22 protein-coding genes and 1 tRNA gene are annotated in these 15,559 nt (G+C 64.3%); 9 read left to right on the plus strand and 14 right to left on the minus strand.

Features of this window, described 5'->3' with window-relative positions; all coding sequences use genetic code 11:
- The 3 genes from GJ633_RS07040 to GJ633_RS07050 all read right to left on the minus strand — a co-directional run.
- Window positions 1-1,081, minus strand: a 1,081-nt coding sequence (locus GJ633_RS07040) for an aminomethyltransferase family protein (RefSeq protein ID WP_156588243.1), incomplete at its 3' end; no start/stop codon positions are given.
- Between the two features lie 47 nt (window positions 1,082-1,128).
- Window positions 1,129-1,428 carry a DUF6432 family protein gene (locus tag GJ633_RS07045; RefSeq protein ID WP_156588244.1) on the minus strand — a complete coding sequence of 100 codons (300 nt, stop codon included), beginning with the start codon at window positions 1,426-1,428 and terminating at the stop codon, window positions 1,129-1,131.
- A 123-nt stretch (window positions 1,429-1,551) separates the two neighbouring features.
- A complete protein-coding gene (locus tag GJ633_RS07050) occupies window positions 1,552-2,073 on the minus strand; it encodes an archaemetzincin family Zn-dependent metalloprotease (protein ID WP_156588262.1) in 522 nt (173 codons plus the stop codon).
- 39 nt (window positions 2,074-2,112) lie between these two features.
- On the opposite strand from GJ633_RS07050, the gene GJ633_RS07055 reads away from it, so the two are divergent.
- The 3 genes from GJ633_RS07055 to GJ633_RS07065 all read left to right on the plus strand — a co-directional run bounded on the left by GJ633_RS07055 (window position 2,113) and on the right by GJ633_RS07065 (window position 4,358).
- Complete coding sequence (locus GJ633_RS07055) at window positions 2,113-2,655, plus strand: UPF0146 family protein (RefSeq protein ID WP_321168948.1); 543 nt, start codon at window positions 2,113-2,115, stop codon at window positions 2,653-2,655.
- Window positions 2,656-2,803: 148 nt separating this feature from the next.
- Window positions 2,804-3,667, plus strand: a complete 864-nt coding sequence (locus GJ633_RS07060) for a TIGR01548 family HAD-type hydrolase (protein ID WP_156588245.1) — start codon at window positions 2,804-2,806, stop codon at window positions 3,665-3,667.
- A gap of 214 nt (window positions 3,668-3,881) precedes the next feature.
- On the plus strand, window positions 3,882-4,358 hold the full coding sequence (locus tag GJ633_RS07065; protein ID WP_156588246.1) for a type IV pilin: 477 nt from the start codon (window positions 3,882-3,884) through the stop codon (window positions 4,356-4,358).
- A gap of 76 nt (window positions 4,359-4,434) precedes the next feature.
- Here the strand turns inward: GJ633_RS07065 and GJ633_RS07070 are convergent, their stop codons facing one another.
- On the minus strand, window positions 4,435-5,214 hold the full coding sequence (locus tag GJ633_RS07070; protein WP_156588247.1) for an SDR family NAD(P)-dependent oxidoreductase: 780 nt from the start codon (window positions 5,212-5,214) through the stop codon (window positions 4,435-4,437).
- Between the two features lie 187 nt (window positions 5,215-5,401).
- On the opposite strand from GJ633_RS07070, the gene GJ633_RS07075 reads away from it, so the two are divergent.
- Window positions 5,402-6,181 (plus strand): SDR family NAD(P)-dependent oxidoreductase, encoded by a 780-nt coding sequence (locus GJ633_RS07075; RefSeq protein WP_156588248.1) that lies wholly within the window; start codon window positions 5,402-5,404, stop codon window positions 6,179-6,181.
- A gap of 166 nt (window positions 6,182-6,347) precedes the next feature.
- Here the strand turns inward: GJ633_RS07075 and GJ633_RS07080 are convergent.
- Both GJ633_RS07080 and GJ633_RS07085 read right to left on the minus strand, forming a co-directional pair.
- Window positions 6,348-6,423: transfer RNA gene (locus GJ633_RS07080), tRNA-Ile, on the minus strand.
- A gap of 154 nt (window positions 6,424-6,577) precedes the next feature.
- A complete protein-coding gene (locus tag GJ633_RS07085) occupies window positions 6,578-7,387 on the minus strand; it encodes a hypothetical protein (RefSeq protein WP_156588249.1) in 810 nt (269 codons plus the stop codon).
- 215 nt (window positions 7,388-7,602) lie between these two features.
- Between GJ633_RS07085 and GJ633_RS07090 the strand changes: the two genes are divergently transcribed.
- Window positions 7,603-8,940 (plus strand): PKD domain-containing protein, encoded by a 1,338-nt coding sequence (locus GJ633_RS07090; protein WP_156588250.1) that lies wholly within the window; start codon window positions 7,603-7,605, stop codon window positions 8,938-8,940.
- 46 nt (window positions 8,941-8,986) lie between these two features.
- On the opposite strand, the gene hisE is transcribed toward GJ633_RS07090, so the two are convergent.
- From hisE to GJ633_RS07105, 3 genes are all read right to left on the minus strand, one after another.
- A complete protein-coding gene (gene hisE, locus GJ633_RS07095; RefSeq protein WP_321168949.1) occupies window positions 8,987-9,349 on the minus strand; it encodes a phosphoribosyl-ATP diphosphatase in 363 nt (120 codons plus the stop codon).
- Window positions 9,350-9,393: 44 nt separating this feature from the next.
- Complete coding sequence (gene pdxT / locus GJ633_RS07100) at window positions 9,394-9,987, minus strand: pyridoxal 5'-phosphate synthase glutaminase subunit PdxT (protein ID WP_156588251.1); 594 nt, start codon at window positions 9,985-9,987, stop codon at window positions 9,394-9,396.
- Window positions 9,988-10,114: 127 nt separating this feature from the next.
- Complete coding sequence (locus GJ633_RS07105; protein ID WP_156588252.1) at window positions 10,115-10,279, minus strand: preprotein translocase subunit Sec61beta; 165 nt, start codon at window positions 10,277-10,279, stop codon at window positions 10,115-10,117.
- Between the two features lie 128 nt (window positions 10,280-10,407).
- Here GJ633_RS07105 and GJ633_RS07110 point away from each other — a divergent pair, with 128 nt between their 5' ends.
- Window positions 10,408-10,677 (plus strand): co-chaperone YbbN, encoded by a 270-nt coding sequence (locus GJ633_RS07110; protein WP_156588253.1) that lies wholly within the window; start codon window positions 10,408-10,410, stop codon window positions 10,675-10,677.
- Between the two features lie 100 nt (window positions 10,678-10,777).
- Window positions 10,778-10,927, plus strand: coding sequence for a 50S ribosomal protein L40e (locus GJ633_RS07115; protein WP_156588254.1), 150 nt, complete (start codon window positions 10,778-10,780; stop codon window positions 10,925-10,927).
- Between the two features lie 394 nt (window positions 10,928-11,321).
- On the opposite strand, the gene GJ633_RS07120 is transcribed toward GJ633_RS07115, so the two are convergent.
- The 5 genes from GJ633_RS07120 to GJ633_RS07140 form a co-directional block, all read right to left on the minus strand.
- Window positions 11,322-11,528, minus strand: a complete 207-nt coding sequence (locus tag GJ633_RS07120) for a hypothetical protein (protein WP_156588255.1) — start codon at window positions 11,526-11,528, stop codon at window positions 11,322-11,324.
- Window positions 11,529-11,694: 166 nt separating this feature from the next.
- Window positions 11,695-13,287 carry an ATP-binding protein gene (locus GJ633_RS07125; RefSeq protein WP_156588256.1) on the minus strand — a complete coding sequence of 531 codons (1,593 nt, stop codon included), beginning with the start codon at window positions 13,285-13,287 and terminating at the stop codon, window positions 11,695-11,697.
- Window positions 13,287-13,433: a hypothetical protein gene (locus GJ633_RS07130; protein WP_156588257.1), complete on the minus strand. Its 147-nt coding sequence runs from the start codon at window positions 13,431-13,433 to the stop codon at window positions 13,287-13,289. The genes GJ633_RS07125 and GJ633_RS07130 overlap by 1 nt, the downstream gene beginning before the upstream one ends.
- A 62-nt stretch (window positions 13,434-13,495) precedes the next feature.
- A complete protein-coding gene (locus tag GJ633_RS17090; RefSeq protein WP_197431277.1) occupies window positions 13,496-13,873 on the minus strand; it encodes a hypothetical protein in 378 nt (125 codons plus the stop codon).
- On the minus strand, window positions 13,870-14,259 hold the full coding sequence (locus GJ633_RS07140) for a hypothetical protein (RefSeq protein WP_156588259.1): 390 nt from the start codon (window positions 14,257-14,259) through the stop codon (window positions 13,870-13,872). Before GJ633_RS07140 ends, GJ633_RS17090 begins: the two co-directional genes overlap by 4 nt.
- A gap of 228 nt (window positions 14,260-14,487) precedes the next feature.
- Here GJ633_RS07140 and GJ633_RS07145 point away from each other — a divergent pair, with 228 nt between their 5' ends.
- Entirely contained in the window at window positions 14,488-14,676 is a 189-nt protein-coding gene (locus GJ633_RS07145) for a hypothetical protein (RefSeq protein WP_156588260.1), read from the plus strand.
- A 402-nt stretch (window positions 14,677-15,078) separates the two neighbouring features.
- The gene (locus tag GJ633_RS07150; RefSeq protein WP_156588261.1) at window positions 15,079-15,342 is read left to right on the plus strand and encodes a hypothetical protein; all 264 of its coding nucleotides are present in this window, start codon (window positions 15,079-15,081) and stop codon (window positions 15,340-15,342) included.
- Window positions 15,343-15,559 lie beyond the last annotated feature (217 nt).

Here is a 15,559-nt window from a genome sequence, read left to right on the forward strand (position 1 = left end):
TCGCCGCGACCTCGTCGCCGTCCACGCGCACCGAGACGTCGGCGAGGGCGGCGTCGAAGTCGACGAGCGCGAGCGCGATCGGGTCGCCGGCGGCGGGGCCGACGGCGGCGCGGGTCACCGCGCCGACCGCCTCGTCGCCGGCGAAGACGGCCGCGCCCGGGGTCGAGAGGACGTCGTCGTATCCCGCGGGGTCGGCGTCGCCGTCGATCGCCGCGATCGCGTCGGCGAGTCCGTCGAGCGCGAGCCCGACGAGCCGGCGGCTGGGCCGACCCTGGTTCTCGACCCGGGAGACGACCTCCTGACCGACGTAACACCCCTTCTCGAAGTCGAGGGCGTTGCGGAGCCCGAGGACGTTCGGCACCGTCCCGTCGAGTTCGTACTCGAAGAGCGGCGTGCCGGCCTCGGCGGAGAGCGCGTCCCAGGTCCGGTACCCGAACGGAGCCGCGTTGAGTCCGCGGTTGATCAGCGTGTCGAACACGTCGGGCGCGTCCGCGGCGGCACAGACGATCTCGTACCCCTCCTCGCCGAGCGGGGCGTCCGCGGCGATCACGGTGACCCCGGCGTCGACCATCGAGCCGCGGACGAACGAGAGCGGCTCCTCCGGGGCGCCCGGTCCGCCGAGCACGGAGGCGACCTTCTCGGTCGACTTGGGGCCGTGGACCCCGAACACGCCGAACGCCTCGGAGGCGTCGGCGATCTCGACGTCCTGGATGAACACCTTCTCGGCCCAGTCCGCGACGACCGCCTCGGTCCGCTCGGGCGGGAGGAAGACGAGCAGGCGCTCGCCGGCGTTGTACACGTACATGTCCGTCTCGATCCCGCCCTGCGGGTCGAGCAGGAGGGCGTAGACGCCGCGGCCGTCCTCGGTCGGGACCCGGTTCGAGACCGCGTTGTCGACGAACGCGACGCGGTCGTCGCCGGTCACGGTGAGCACGCCGTACCCCATCTCGATCGCGCCGACGACGTTGCGGACGGCCTTCCCGACGCGCTCGGGCTTCCCGTAGTGGTCGACCACCTGCCGTCCGCCGCGGTCGCGGTAGACCGCGCCGTGGGCGTCGTGGCCCTCGGAGACGAGACTCATGCCCGTTTCGAGGCGCGGGAGCGACAAAAGGCCGCCGTCCCGAGACGCTACAGCCCGAGCCGGTCGCGGATCGCGCCGACGAGGGTCTCCGACCGGTCGTCGGCCGCCGTCTCGGGGTCCGGAACGACGCGGTCGTGCGGGTAGACCCGGACGCGCTCCTCGCTCTCGACGACGATGAGCGAGTCGGCTTTCAGCGCCGAGAGCGCCTCCTCGACGGCGTCGATGTCGGCGTCGACGGCCGCACGGAGTTCCAGCACCGTCATCCCCTCGTCGCCCCGATCGACGAGCGCGTCGAGCAGCGCGACCTCGACGTCGGGGCGGTCGCGGAATTCCGACTTCGCGGCCATACCCCGTCGTTGGATCGGACGGGGTTTACGTCTACCGGCGGTTCCGGTCGGTACCGGGACGAGCCGTTCGGAGGATCGGCGAACAGAGCGACGGACGGCGCCGGTGGGAGGTGGTCGTGGCGCTCAGCGAACGAGCCGGGAACAGGAGCCACAGAGGTTCTCCTCTTTCACGTCGACCTCGCGGACGGTCGGCGAGAAGGACATGACGCACTTGCTGTTGTCGCAGTGTTCGAGCCCGAGCGTGTGACCGATCTCGTGGACGACCTCCTTGCGGACGCGGTCGCCGAAGACGTCGGCCGCGGGCTTCGTGGACACGCCGCCGTCCGAGGAGGTCCGGAGCCGGTGGGTGGAGATGACGGACCCGTTGCCGTTGAGGTACGCGAGCCCGAACACGTAGTTCCGGCGGCGGTAGTACAGGTCCTGCGGGGTGATCCCGATGTTCTTCTCGCCGCCCCCGACTCGGCCGACCGTCTCGATCAGGTCCTCGGCGCGGTACTGGTCGCGTTCCGCGTCGTAAGCGGTATCGGGGATCGGCTGGTCGTCGTGGACCGTGACGTCGCAGTCGTACACCGATCGGAGCGCGCCGGAGGCCTCCCGCTTCACGCGCGGAGGGACCTCCCCGACAGGGACGATGTCCACGAGCATGGAATCGCTTTTGCCCCCCGCCGGCATAAAGCCCGCGCCGTGACGTCGTCGTCCCGTCCCGCGCTCGTCTCGACGCTCGCCCGTCACGAGCGGCTGCTCGAAGTCGGCATCGGTCGTCGCCCGGCGGTCGCCGGCGCGCTCGCCGACCGCGGCCGTCGGGTCGTGGGCATCGACGTGGCGGTCTCGGCGGCGGCTCGGCGGGCGGCGGAATCGAGACGCCACACCGGAGCCGGCGGGTCGCTCCGCGTGGTCCGCGCCGACGTCCGCGCGCTCGCCGCGGACGACGGGGACCGCGAGCGACTCTCGGAGATCGACGGTCGCAGGGTCGACGGCGACGGCGACTTCCGGGAGGAGACCGCTCCCGACGCGGGAGCGACGCCCGGATTCGACGCCGTGTACGCGCTTCGATTGCCCGGCGAGCTACAGCGTCCCACCGTCGCCCTCGCCGAGCGGCTCGGCGCCGCCTGCCTCTTCACCACGCTCGGGTTCGAGGAGCCGACCGTCCCGGTGACGCGGCGGTCGCTCCCGGGGACGACGCTGTACGTCGCGCGCGGCGAGTCGACCGGCGACCTCCCGCGGTGAGGCGTTCGGCGGGAGATCGGAGGCGACGAAGACCGAGTTCGACGGCGACCCGAGGACGGGGACCCCGCGTTCGACGGCGGACACGGCTGACCAACCCGGGCCGGACCGAACCCGAACGTTCTTTCGTGCCCCCGTCGGCGGTAGGCGTATGCAGGTCGACGCAGTCGTGCTCGACATCGACGGGGTGCTGGTCGACGTGTCGGACTCCTACCGACGGGCGATCGTCGAGTCCGTCGACCGGGTCTACGGCGAGACGATCGACGACGACGCGGTCCAGGCGTTCAAGGACGCCGGCGGGTTCAACAACGACTGGGACCTCACGGACGCGGCGGCGCTGTACGTGCTGGCCCGCCGGGAGGGGCTGGAACTCGACGTCGAGGCGTTCACCGACCGGGTGTGCGACGCCGGCGGCGGCCTCGACGGCGCGAAGGCGGTCCTCCGCGACCGCCCCGAGGTGTCGGCGACGACGGTCCGCGACCGGTGGGACCCCGAACTGCTCCGGGCGACGTTCCAGGCGCTGTACCTCGGCGAGGAGCTGTACCGCGAGCTGGAGGGCGACGAGCCGCCGCTGTCGGCGCCTGGGTACATCCACGACGAGCCGACCCTCGTCGATCCCGAGACGATAGCCGACCTGACCGCGCGGTTCGAGGTGGGGGTGTTGACCGGCCGGCCGGCGGCGGAGGCGACGATCGCCTTAGAGCGCGTCGGACTCGACGTCTCCTCCGACCGCCGCTTCACGATGGACGACTGGGAGGAGGGGAAGCCGCACCCGCGGGCGCTCGTGACGCTCGCCGAGCGGTTCGGGGCCGAGCGCGTCGCGTTCGTCGGGGACACCCTCGACGACGTGGCGACCGCACGGAACGCCGACGACGCCGACGAGACCCGCGTGTACTACGGAATCGGCGCGCTCACCGGCGGCCTGACGGGCGAGGACGGCCGGCGGGCGTTCACAGAGCACGGGGCCGACGCCGTCGTCGACGACGTGAACGACCTCGTGACGCTGCTGGAGTAGCGCACCGGCACCTCGGTGTCACGAGCGGTTTGGACCCCGTCCCTCCGAGGGGTCCTGACTCTCGAAACCTTTCGGTCACTTCGTTTTTGGTTTCTTATGATTTACCGGTAACGTTATATCCGGTAGTGACGTATTTACAGTCAACCAATACCCGAAACGAAACTGCACGTGCACAGGTTCTGCAGTTTCGTTTCGGCGGTTGGTAGGATCTCTCATGAACACAGACACACTCTTCGACGCGGACGACCGTGCGGTGAGCCCCGTTATCGGGGTGATTCTGATGGTCGCTATTACAGTCATCCTCGCGGCCGTCATCGGAACGTTCGTGCTCGGCCTGGGCGACTCGCTCGGGACCAGCCAGCCGACCGCACAACTGAGCGTGAGCCTCGACGAGACGGCCGACACGGTCACGATCGAACACCGCGGCGGCGACTCGATCGAGTCCGACTCGCTCCGCGTGGTCGTCACCGCGCCCGCTGACGACTACGAGACATCGGGGACCATCGGCGACCGCCTCTCGGTCGGCGACTCCGTGACGTCGGCGTCCCAGACCGGGAACGATACCGTCGGCGCGGGGGAGGACGTCCGAGTCCGCGTGATCCACCAGCCGAGTGAGTCGATCCTCGTCGACCGCACCTTCGAGGTGACCGACGGGTTCGACATCGACGACGGCGGAGACCTGGTCTTCTAGCAGAGCCCGTCCGCGGTTTGCGTTTCAGTTTTCCCAGTTCATCCGGCAGCGTGGCTTCGAGTCACGGACCGTGTCGTCACCGGACCGTGTATCCACCGTCGATGATGACCGACGTTCCGGTCACGTAGGAGGCCGCGTCCGATGCGAGGTACACCGCGAGCGGGGCGATGTCGTCGGGGTCTCCGAGCTCGTCCTGTAACATGCCGTCGAGCCAGGCCTCTTCGAGGTCCGGGCGGTCGGAAAGCAAGTTAGCGATGATATCGGTCTCGATGTATCCGGGATTGATGTTGTTAATTCGGATGCCGTATTCGGCCCACTCCGAAGCAAGTTGGTTCTTGAACGCTTCCATCCCGCCCTTCGACGCCTGGTAATCGACGTGGGTCTGGGGGTGATTCGCGATGTACGCCGACATCGAGGAGATGTTGATAATCGATCCGCCGTCGGAGGCGATCATCTCCTCGCCCGCGTACTTCGAACAGAGGAACGCACCCGTCAAGTTGATCTCGAGGGTTTTCCGGAAGTCCTCGGCCGACTTTTCTCGGGCCGGTTCCGCGAGGACGATACCGGCGTTGTTGACGAGGATATCGATCGTTCCGAACTCGTCGACCGTCGCCTCGACCATCTCCCGGACGTCGTCCTCGTCCGAGACGTCAGCCGACACCGCTAACGTCTCGACACCCGTCTCTTCGGCGATCTCGGAAGCGGCCTCACGACCGGAATCAGCGTCTCGATTTGCGATAACGACGTCGGAACCCGCTTCGGCCAATCCGTGGGCAATAGCGTTTCCAATGCCGCGGTTTCCGCCCGTCACGATCGCGGTTTTTCCATCTAATTGGAATCGGTCTAATACCGACATAGATGATACCGTCATATCGATCTGATAAAAATATTTGGATATGATCGAGGATGTCACTCACGGTGGATCCGAATTCTAGGGCTGGAAGGTGGCGCCGCCTTCAGGTGGGTTCCCTCACCGGAGGTGGCGCCGTTCTCGGGTGGGACACGAATCTTTATGATTCCCTCCGGAGTAGACGCCAGTCGGTATGAGTCTCCTCGACAAGTTTCGGTTGGACGGCCAGACGGCGATCGTAACGGGCGGGAATCGCGGGATCGGGCGAGCGATCGCCGACGGGTTGGCCGACGTGGGCGCAAACGTCGTCGTCGCGAACCGAGACGAAGAGACCGGACGGGATGCCGCCGAAACTCTCGCCGACGAGCACGACGTGGAGACGCTCTGGGTAGAGACGGATGTCGCGAAAGAGGAGTCGGTGATGAACATGGTCGAGGCGACCGTCGAGGAGTTCGGCGATATCGACGTGTTAGTCAACAACGCCGGGGTCGTCTCGAACTACGAGCTGCAGGACATGCCGCTCGAAGAGTGGGAGCGCATCTTTTCGATCAACGCCACGGGAGTGTTCCTGTGTACCAAGTACGTCGGACAGGTGATGATCGACGGAGACGGGGGCAACATCGTGAACATGTCTTCGATCTCGGCGATCCTGGCGAATTATCCCCAGCCCCAGCCCCACTACAACGCCTCGAAAGGGGCGATCGACGGGTTCACCAACCAATTGGCGTCGGACTGGTGGCAGTACGGCATTCGAGTCAACAACATCAGTCCCGGGTACATCCTGACGGACATGATCGCCGAGGTTCGCGAGAACGACCCGGAACTCGCTCAGATCTGGAAAGACGACATGGTGATGGACGAGTTCGCCGATCCCGAAGTGATCGCCCCGCTCGCCGTGTATCTGGCCTCGGACGCGTCCGAGTACATGACCGGCGAACAGATCGTCATCGACGGCGGACTAACCATCCGATAACTCGACGCAGAATACGGAATTCGCACGAAAGAAGGACGCGGAACCAGCCTCTGGTCGACATACCACACAGAAGCCGATTCGTGGAGACACCGGAAATCCGATACCCGACGGTAGAACCACCGAGAGAGGCGTTTCGGAGAACACTCAGTAACGAGTGTAAACAGGATGGGCCTTGCCGGATTTGAACCGGCGATCACTCCGTTATGAGCGGAGGGCTTTGAGCCAGACTAAGCTAAAGGCCCGTACGCCGGGGTAACGGCGACACACTCTTTAGCGTACCGAATCCCGAAGATGCCAACCGAGGAGCGGTTCGGAAGACCGGCCTCCGAACGAAGAGACAGGGTACGCCGACTCGCGCCGGACGTCCGGTCCTCAAACGGCCGTTGGGGCGGCGATTTACGGGCGCTGTCCGAGGCCGACGGAGTGGCAGCTGACGGTGTAGTCCCCGCTGAATCCCTGGAGTTGGACTCGTCCGTCGCCGGCGTCCGACGCGTTGATATTGCTCGGAAGCACGTCGTTGTCGGGGTCGTTCCACTCGTCTTTCGGGAGATCGCTTCGAACGGTGACGCTCGTCACCGGCACGTCGGTGGTCACGACGGGACCGGCGCCGCCGGTGATCTCGATCGGGAGCGTGTCGACGCCCGACCGCGTCCCGAGCTGCCCGACCAGCCGGTACAGTTGGATCTCCTTCGAAGATTCGTCGACGATCTGGCGGCGTTCGAGCATCGCGTACTCGCCGCCCGCCGTCTCCACGTAGAGCAACCCGTTGTCGTACCGGACGTCCGGCTGGGTCGTCACGTGGTACCCCGGCGAGTAGACGAGCCCGGTGGTCGCGTTGCCGCCACAGAGGTCCGCCGCGGTCGTCCCGTCCGTCGCGTCGATCGCGATCGTCCCCTGTCCGGTGCTCCCGATCGACCCGGACGCGGGCGGCGGATTGAAGAACAGCAACCGTGGCGGGTAGTCCATCCCGAGGGTGACGGGGACGAGCACCTGCCGGCCGCTCGAGGAGTTGCCGAGCGTGACGATCTCCGAGTACAGCTCGGTCATGTCGTCGCGGACCTCCTGGTAGTGCTGGTACTCGATCTCCGCGTTCTGGTTGGGGATCACGTACGCCTGAAAGAGCGAGTAGCTGATCAGCAGGAAGCCGAACACGAGGATGAACCCGACGAGGTTCGCCTGCCCACGATCGCCCGACGCGGATCCCATATCACCCCGTCTACACCCCACGGACATAAACGCTGGTCGCCGCCGGCGGTCGAACCGCGCTCGGCGCGGCCTCGGTTCCGCGTTCGACGACCCGATTCCGCGTTCGACAAAACACTTCTAAACGCGGGCGGCGTACGTGTGGCATCGCTTCGGACCGAACCCGACGCACTCACGGCCGCGTGGGGACGGCCGGCAGCGGACGACTCCCCTCACCCATGACGAACCGAGCCGTCACCGAGCCGATCGGCGTCATCCTCCTCGTCGCAGTCGTGGTCGTGGCGTCCGTGACGCTAGGCACCGGCATCTTGCTGCAGACGAGCGCCATTCAGGACCGGACCGACAGCACGCGTCTCAACGTCAAGACGGAGGTGACGGAGTCGACGGTCACGGTTCGCCACGTCGGTGGGCCTGACTTCGAGACGGGTGACGTCCGGCTCCTGTTGCGCGGCGACGCCGACCGCGTGGGACCGTACACGCTCGACGCGACCGAAGTCGACGGAGCGGGGCTCGGCGACGGAACGTTCGATGTCGGCGACGAGGCGACGCTGAACCACTCGTTCACCGGATATGTCGAGGTGCTGCTCTTCGACACGGAGAGCGGCGACCAGCTGTACCGCACGCTCCGGTCGGCGGCGCCGGAGGAGCCGGACCCGCCGGCGCCGGAAAACGAGCCGCCCACCGCCGTGGCCAGCTCGTTGGATCAGGTCGCCGAGGGATACAGCATCACGCTCGACGGGTCGGACAGCGTCGACACCGACGGCTCGATCGTGAGTTACTCCTGGACGATCGCGTCCGGAGCCGGGTCGATAAGCGAGGACGACACCGGAACGCCGAACGCGACGTACAGCGCGCCGGCGGACGTGACCGGCGACCAGCCGGTGACGGTCGAGCTGACGGTCACCGACGACGACGGCGCGACGGACACCGCGACGAGAACCGTCACGGTCGTCGACACCGACACCGCCCAGCCGCCGGAAGACGGGAACGGCGACGGGTCGGCGTTCGACGATCCCAACGGCAACGGCGTCTACGACCCGGGCGAGGTGGTGATCAGCAAGGAGGACTTAGAAGACGGGTTCGACGACCCGGACGTCGATCTGGTGATCTACCCCGAGGTCGGGACGGTGACCGCGAGCGGCGACCCGGTCGACATCACCGCGAAGACGATCACCGCCGGATCCGACTTCAGGGCCAACGGCGACACGATCCGACTGACCGCGACGGGCGACATCCGGATCGACGGGGTGACGCTCGACGCAAACAGCAACGACGGCATCACCATCACGAGCACCGACGGCCGCATCTTCGCGAACGAGTCGACGATGACCGCCAACAACGGGGCGATCGCGCTCGACTCGAACGGCGACATCTACCTCGTGTCGGCGAGCCTCGACGGAGGCGGATACAACGCCGACCTGGGAACCCCGACCGCGACCCTCCACGTCGACCAGCTCAGCCTGGCTGGACAGGGGAACAACCCCGGCATCTTAGAGTACGACCCGAACGACGCCACCGTCAACGGGACACCGGCAGAGGGGACGGTGGCGCCCTGACGCGTCGACGGACCTCGGTCCGGAGCCGGCCGCCACGAAAGGAGGGTTAGAACCGGTCGCGGAGCTCCTCGCGGAGGTCGTCGAGGTCGATGTCCTTCATCGCGAGCAACACCAACAGGTGGTAGACGAGGTCGGCGCTCTCGTAGGTGAGCTCGTCGAGATCGTCGTCTTTCGCCGCGAGGATCGTCTCCGTGGTCTCCTCGCCGATCTTCTCTAACACCGCGTTCTCCCCCTTCTCGTGGGTGAAAAGCGAGGCGGTGTACGACCCCTCCGGCAGCTCCGCCTTGCGCGACTCGATGGTGGCGAACAGCTCGTCGAGGACGGCCGCCGACGGGACCGACGCGTCGTCGCCGTCGTCGCCGCCGTCGGTCGCAGCGGGGGTGCCAGCGCCCGCGTCGCCGTCGGTCACGGTCCCGTCCTCGCCGGCGTCCGCGCCGTCCGCGGTCGGGTCGCTCACGCGACCACCTCGTTCTCGGGGAAGAACGCGAGGTCGTGGATCCGCGGGTCGGCGGTGAGCTCCGGGTGGAACGCGGTGGCGACGACGGGACCGTCCCGCACCGCGACCGGGCGGCCGTCGACCGACGCGAGCGTCTCGACCTCGGGGCCGACCTCGTCGATGGCGGGCGCGCGGATGAAGACGGCGTGGAACGGGTCGTCGAGGCCGGCGACGGGCAGCTCCGTCTCGAAGGAGTCCTTCTGCCGGCCGAAGGCGTTGCGGTCGACGGCGACGTCGACGACGCCCAGCGTCTCGACGCGGTCGTCGTTCGCGTCCCGTGAGCAGACGATAAGGCCGGCGCAGGTGGCGAGCACCGGCTTCCCGCGCGCGACGTGCTCTCGTATCTCCCCCGCGATCCCCTCGCGGCGGATCAGCCGCGAGATGGTCGTCGACTCCCCGCCGGGGACGAGGAGGACGTCACAGTCCGGGACGAGTCCGGCGTCCCGCACCGCGACGACCTCGGCGGGGGCGTCGTGTGCGGCCGCGGCGTTCCGGACCGCAGCGGCGTGTTCGGCCACGTCGCCCTGGACGGCGATGACGCCTGCGTGCATGCGAACCGGTCCGTCCGGCACGGGCAAAAAGGACGCGCTACGCCGCGGAGCGGGGGCCGACGGTGGCGGACAGAACCGACGGCGGCGGACAGAACCGACGACGCAGCCGAGAACGGGGCTGGCGGTCCTACGCGACCGTCAGCGAGAGAATTTGCACGAACACGCCGAAGAGGACGCAGAACGCGAGGACGGTCTTCGGGTCCATCGAGATCGCGTCGCGGCCCTCGGAGTCGAAGTAGCGGACGAGTCCAGCGCTGGACATCAGCCCGCCGGAGTTGGAACCACTGCTCATACACGCCAGTCCTGCCTGCGGCGTTCTAAACGTTTCGCTCGCCGGTGACGAGTCACGCACGAGTGGTGACGGATCGCGCACGAGTGGGAAACCCTTATGCGCGGTCCGGCGGAACGTGTTGACGGATAATGACCGTTCGACTGCTGGATTTTCATGCCGACTGGTGCGGCCCGTGTAAGACGCAGGACCCGATATTAGAGGAGCTACAGGAGGACCTCGGCGACGCCTTCGAGCTGCAGAAGGTGGACGTCGACGAGGAGCAGGACGTCGCCAACCAGTACCAGGTTCGCTCGCTGCCGACGCTCATCGTGGAGAACGACGACGGCGTCGTCGAGCGGTTCGTCGGGGTCACACAGCGCGAGGACCTCGAAGACGCGCTCTCCGAAGCCGGCGCGTAGGTCGCGATAGGAGTCGCGTCGGGAGCGTCGCGGTCGACGACGGGCCGTCCGGCGCGGTGCATCTCGCAACCTTTTACAGCGTTGCCCGTCCAGGAGCGGTATGGCCAGCTTCGACGCCGCGGAACGCCGCAACCTCGACCGACAGATCTGCATGCGCTGTAACGCCCGCAACGCCGCCGACGCCGAGCGCTGCCGCAAGTGCGGCTACACCAACCTCCGCCCGAAGGCGAAGGAACGCCGCGCGGCGTAGATCGGCCGCCGATCGCCCCCTCGTTTCTACTGCAGATCCCCCTGCAGAGCGATCGGTTCGAGCGATCGCGGTCGGTGCGTGAATCGGATCGGTTGGATATTCCGGTATCGGTGAAGAGGGGGTGTTGCTGGCAACCGTTTATAACCCGTTGCTGTCGGCGACGCGGTGACTACCTCCAAAGCCCCAGCCGGGAGGACGCGATGCGCTTGCTGTCGTTCGAGACGCCTTCGGCGTCTCGTGATGTGGCCAGAATCCTTCGGATTCTGGCTGCTAGCCGGAACTCTGTGATTTCCGGCGATGTCGTCAGAACGCTCTGCGTTCTGACTGTTAACGAGGGTGTCATAGTTCACACGCCTGAACTGGATTCGCTCAGTACAGGATGAGGATTGCTCGTTCACTTGTCGTACGCCAGGTGTTCCACAGCGACGACCAGCCGGTAGAACAGGATGATAAAAAATCCGGCTAAAACGTAAGGAAGCCAGGTTTCGATAACCGCCCAGTTATTGTAGAGAACGCCTACAATAAGACCGACAGCAAGGAGGCCTATAATGCTAATCCCAATTTTTCCGTCGTATCTTCGAATCTGCTGGTTGGAGGGCATCAATCATGTTTCAGTATACCTCATAAAAAATCCACCGTTCTATTAGCACACACGATCTGATAGCTGATTCAGCAGTTCCGCTATGAGATAAAACGGCGTGATACGTGTGCGATAGCACCCTCCAGAAGAACGTACTAAACGCCGATTGGACTCGAACCCGTTCGAGTCACGCCTTCGGGAGTGTGATGGTTACGACGCTCCCCCGCGGGTCGTTGTCGGCGACGGTGATATCACCATTAGAGTGGCGGATTACCCAGTAGACGAGGACGAGACCCAGGCCGGATCCGTGGTGGAACTGGTCAATCTCCTCGTCAAGCTGGAGGCACCTCTGCTCGACCTCTGGGATGCCCGGTCCGTTGTCTGCAATGCGGATGACGCCGTGATCCGCGGCGACGTCTTCGACCTCGACGGTGACCTCGGGCGGTTCGGCGTCACTGTGCACGACGGCATTCTCGACGAGCTCCGCGATCGCAATGTCGAGCTCAGCAATCGCGTCTGCGTGAAACGCCTCTTTCGAGGCGATCGAGATGGCCGCCTCGGGGTAGTCCTCGCGTGCGTCGGTAACGACACGGGCCACGAGGTCACCGACGTCCACCGAGACGTGCGTCCGGTCGGGCGATAGCTCGAGAATGCGGATGATCCGTCGCTCTTGGTCCGCTTGCTCGACCAGGGAGTTCGCGTGCTTCTGGATCGCGCGGGAAGCGGCGGCCACATCGTCTGTCCGGTCCGCCTGAATCTCCTCCGCCAGCCCCCGGATTATCGTCATCTTGTTCCGGATGTTGTGGCGCAGCCAGTTATCGAGAATCTGCAACTGTCGTTCCCGCTCGACACGCCCGGTCTCGTCGATGGCGACCGCTTGTCCGATGTCTGCCCCCAGGAACTGACCGATGGCCGTCGAGACGCGGACATAGCGGATCTCCCCGTCGTCACGACGGAGTTTCATCCGGGTCGGACCCGCGGACTCCTTCTCGTCGATGACGGAGCGGATCTCCGCGCGCGCCAGATCGCGATCGTCGGGGTGTATCAACTCGAGGATCGAGCGACCCAGAAACTCCTCCCGGCTGTCCTGCCCCAATAGGTCCACGGCTGCGTCGTTACACCAGATCGAGTTGCCGTCCCGGTCGAAGATGTTGATGGAGGCCGGCGACGTTTCGATGAGGTGCCGGTAGCGCCGAGAGCTCTCCCTCTCTCCGTGTATCAACCGCTCCAGTTTGACGATGACGGCCTCGGGCTCCGCGTCAACTGCGACGGTCTCGCTCACGGCGGACGGAACCGCCGCTTCCATCGAGTCGTCTGCGGCGGAGAACAAGACCACGGGGAGGAACGGATTGGAGATCCGGATCGAGCGGAGCAGCGTGGCCCCGTCCATCTCTGGCAAGTCGGAGAGACTTACCACCCCGTCGACCTCGTTCCGTTCGACGTGGGCAAGACACTCGGCCGCCGACGTCGCGGTGGAGACGCCGAATCCAGCCGCGGTGAGTTCCGTCGCGAGGTGTTCCTGCAGTCTCCCGGGTGGGTCGACGAGGAGAATGTGCGGATTATCACCCTTGCTCGATGGCATACTTCGAATTGCTTCCCGACTGCCATTAGTGTGATCACAATTCACACACCCCCGCTCGTGCGGATCGCACCGTGGGTCGTCTGGATGCCCGACAACGAGGCCGACAGTTTGCTGCATATAGGTTCTTGAAGGCGCGGGCTTGGATGTCGGCGATGATGTCAGCCTTGAGGCTGATATGGAAGACGGTGGTATTCTCATCACCAGGGCTGATATCGAGGACTGAACTCACGCCGACGGGACCTCCAGTCGACGCCAGCGCGCCCAACGTCGATCGTCGCGGTACGGTCGGCGCCGGGGTCGACCTCGAAGCCCAAGTCGGTCACGTCGACAGTAGTGGTGGGCATCGAACCCAGATCGACGGGCGGAATCAGATTAAAAAGAGGCTGTAGTTCCGGGTAGTAGTCTGCTACTCTGTATCGTCGCTATTCGTTTCGCTATCGTCAGATCCTGAGTTAGCCTCAGAGACACTCAAGTGAACAAATGTGTAGAGTTGATCGCCTTCAGGAATGTCTTCTGCTTCGTCACCCTCTAATTCAAGTAGTGTATAGTCGTGAATCCGTTTCTCAACTACATACTCATTCATTTCTGTTTGTTCTGACTGAAGTTCGTCGCCATCCGATTCGACAAGCTCCATGAGACTTACTCGGACAGTTTCACCCTCATCTGGAACGGAAAGCGACCCATGCTCTGGGAGTCGTGCGAGTTCCTCACCAGTTTCGTGGTTCTGAACGCTGACAATCGTGAATGGCTCACGCCGTTCACCATCAAGATTTCTAGAGATCATGCGTGAACAGGCTTATCGATTATATCCCGCGAGTACTCATCCTCACTGTCGTCGTCGTGTTCTGAATCAGAGGAGCTATCTGTGCTCTGATGAGCCAGTGTTGCAATTAAATCTCTCTCGCCGGGAGTCGTCTTGCCAAAGATCTCCTCGGCATGTTCTGAGAGATCGAGGTGGAATTGAACGAGAGTTTGAACGACCCCGTTTTCTTCATTGATTGTATATTTTGAAGGGCCGCTCCCGGTGTTGACCTCTTCAATCATTTCCAGCTCAAGGAGCTCGCCCTTGTTGCGGGTAAAAGTGCTCTCAGAGATGTCGGTATATTTGGCAATCTCCGACGCCGTGAGTGCATCGTAATTCTTCCGGATCAGCGTATCCAGAATTTGCACACGCCCACGGGTACCCAGCAGCCGAACGAACGGCGACAGTTCCGCGTATCCCCCATCATCGTTGCTGCCACGTTGAGAGCCCGAATGTTGAGGCACCATATTGGACCAAGTATGGGCTATACACATATATCTTGTTGCATTGGTGGAATGTAGAGTTGCATCATCACAACCAACGTGAAATGCCAATGACCGGAACAGTAAAGCGCGACACGTCACAGCAGGTATGCAATGAGCGGGGACGGGAATAGTACTGAAGAATACATGGGGAGGAAAGCCGATATTTTAGAGGTCCTCTGCAACCTTGGCCACACAAATCCAACAAGTATCTCTATTTCACACTTGTCAGATAATTATTTTCGCCAGGACACGGATGAGGAATTGGAAGATTGTGTCGAACAAATGATAGAGGAGGGGTGAACCGCTGGACCGTCATGGAACGATGGTTCACGTAACGGATGAACAAAGAGCACGTGAGCGAATAAATGAGATCCGAACGGAACTCTACGATTTGTAAAATAAGCTCATACCGTGCGATAGGTCCGGCTCTCGCTGAAACGGTTGAAACCCAGGCCCATTGAATATATCCTAGGGGCTATTGATTTCTGGATCGACAGCTGAATACAACCACCGGTGATCGAGCCGCTCTCGGTCAACGAGATCATATGCTCGCAGGTTGTCCAGTTTGTTTCGACGGTCCTGGCGACCGAGCGGTTGACGCTTGTGACCAGCGTACAACTGCTCAGAAATCCCTTCGTACCGCTTGTGTAACTCCCTGCCGGTGATCTCGGCAGCGTCGCGGATCAGTTCGTATAGCACCAGATGGTGAAAAGGAAGCGAGTGGAGGTTCGCCTCCCGAATCCGCGCTCGGGTCTGCTCGTAGGCGTCGGCAACATCAGCGTCGTAGATCCGACCATGCTCTCGTTCGGCGGCGATCTCGGCGGCCCGCAACGTCTGGATTCCATCGCGGGCGGCGCCGGCAACCTCGTCGGCGATCGTCTCCAGCTACCCCCGATTGACCGCGTTGTCGACGAGGCCGACCCGGGCCCGATCGTGGAGATGTCGGCAATCTCGGTAACACGATAGCGTTTGAGCCCGATCTGGCCACCGTGGAAGTACTGGCGAACGCCAGCCTCGGCGCGAGCGAGCCAGTCGTCTGCCTCGTGACAGACCACGACGAGGCTGGGCGTTCAGTCGTCGGCGGGCGTCGCCGTCGTCGGATCGGCCTCGACGTCGGCCGCCGCCGGACCGGTCACCGCCTCGGCGACCTTCTCGATCGGATGCGGCGGGTTCTCGCCGGCGC

The sequence above is a fragment of the Halorubrum sp. CBA1125 genome (assembly GCF_009742825.1).
Taxonomy (GTDB): Archaea; Halobacteriota; Halobacteria; order Halobacteriales; family Haloferacaceae; genus Halorubrum.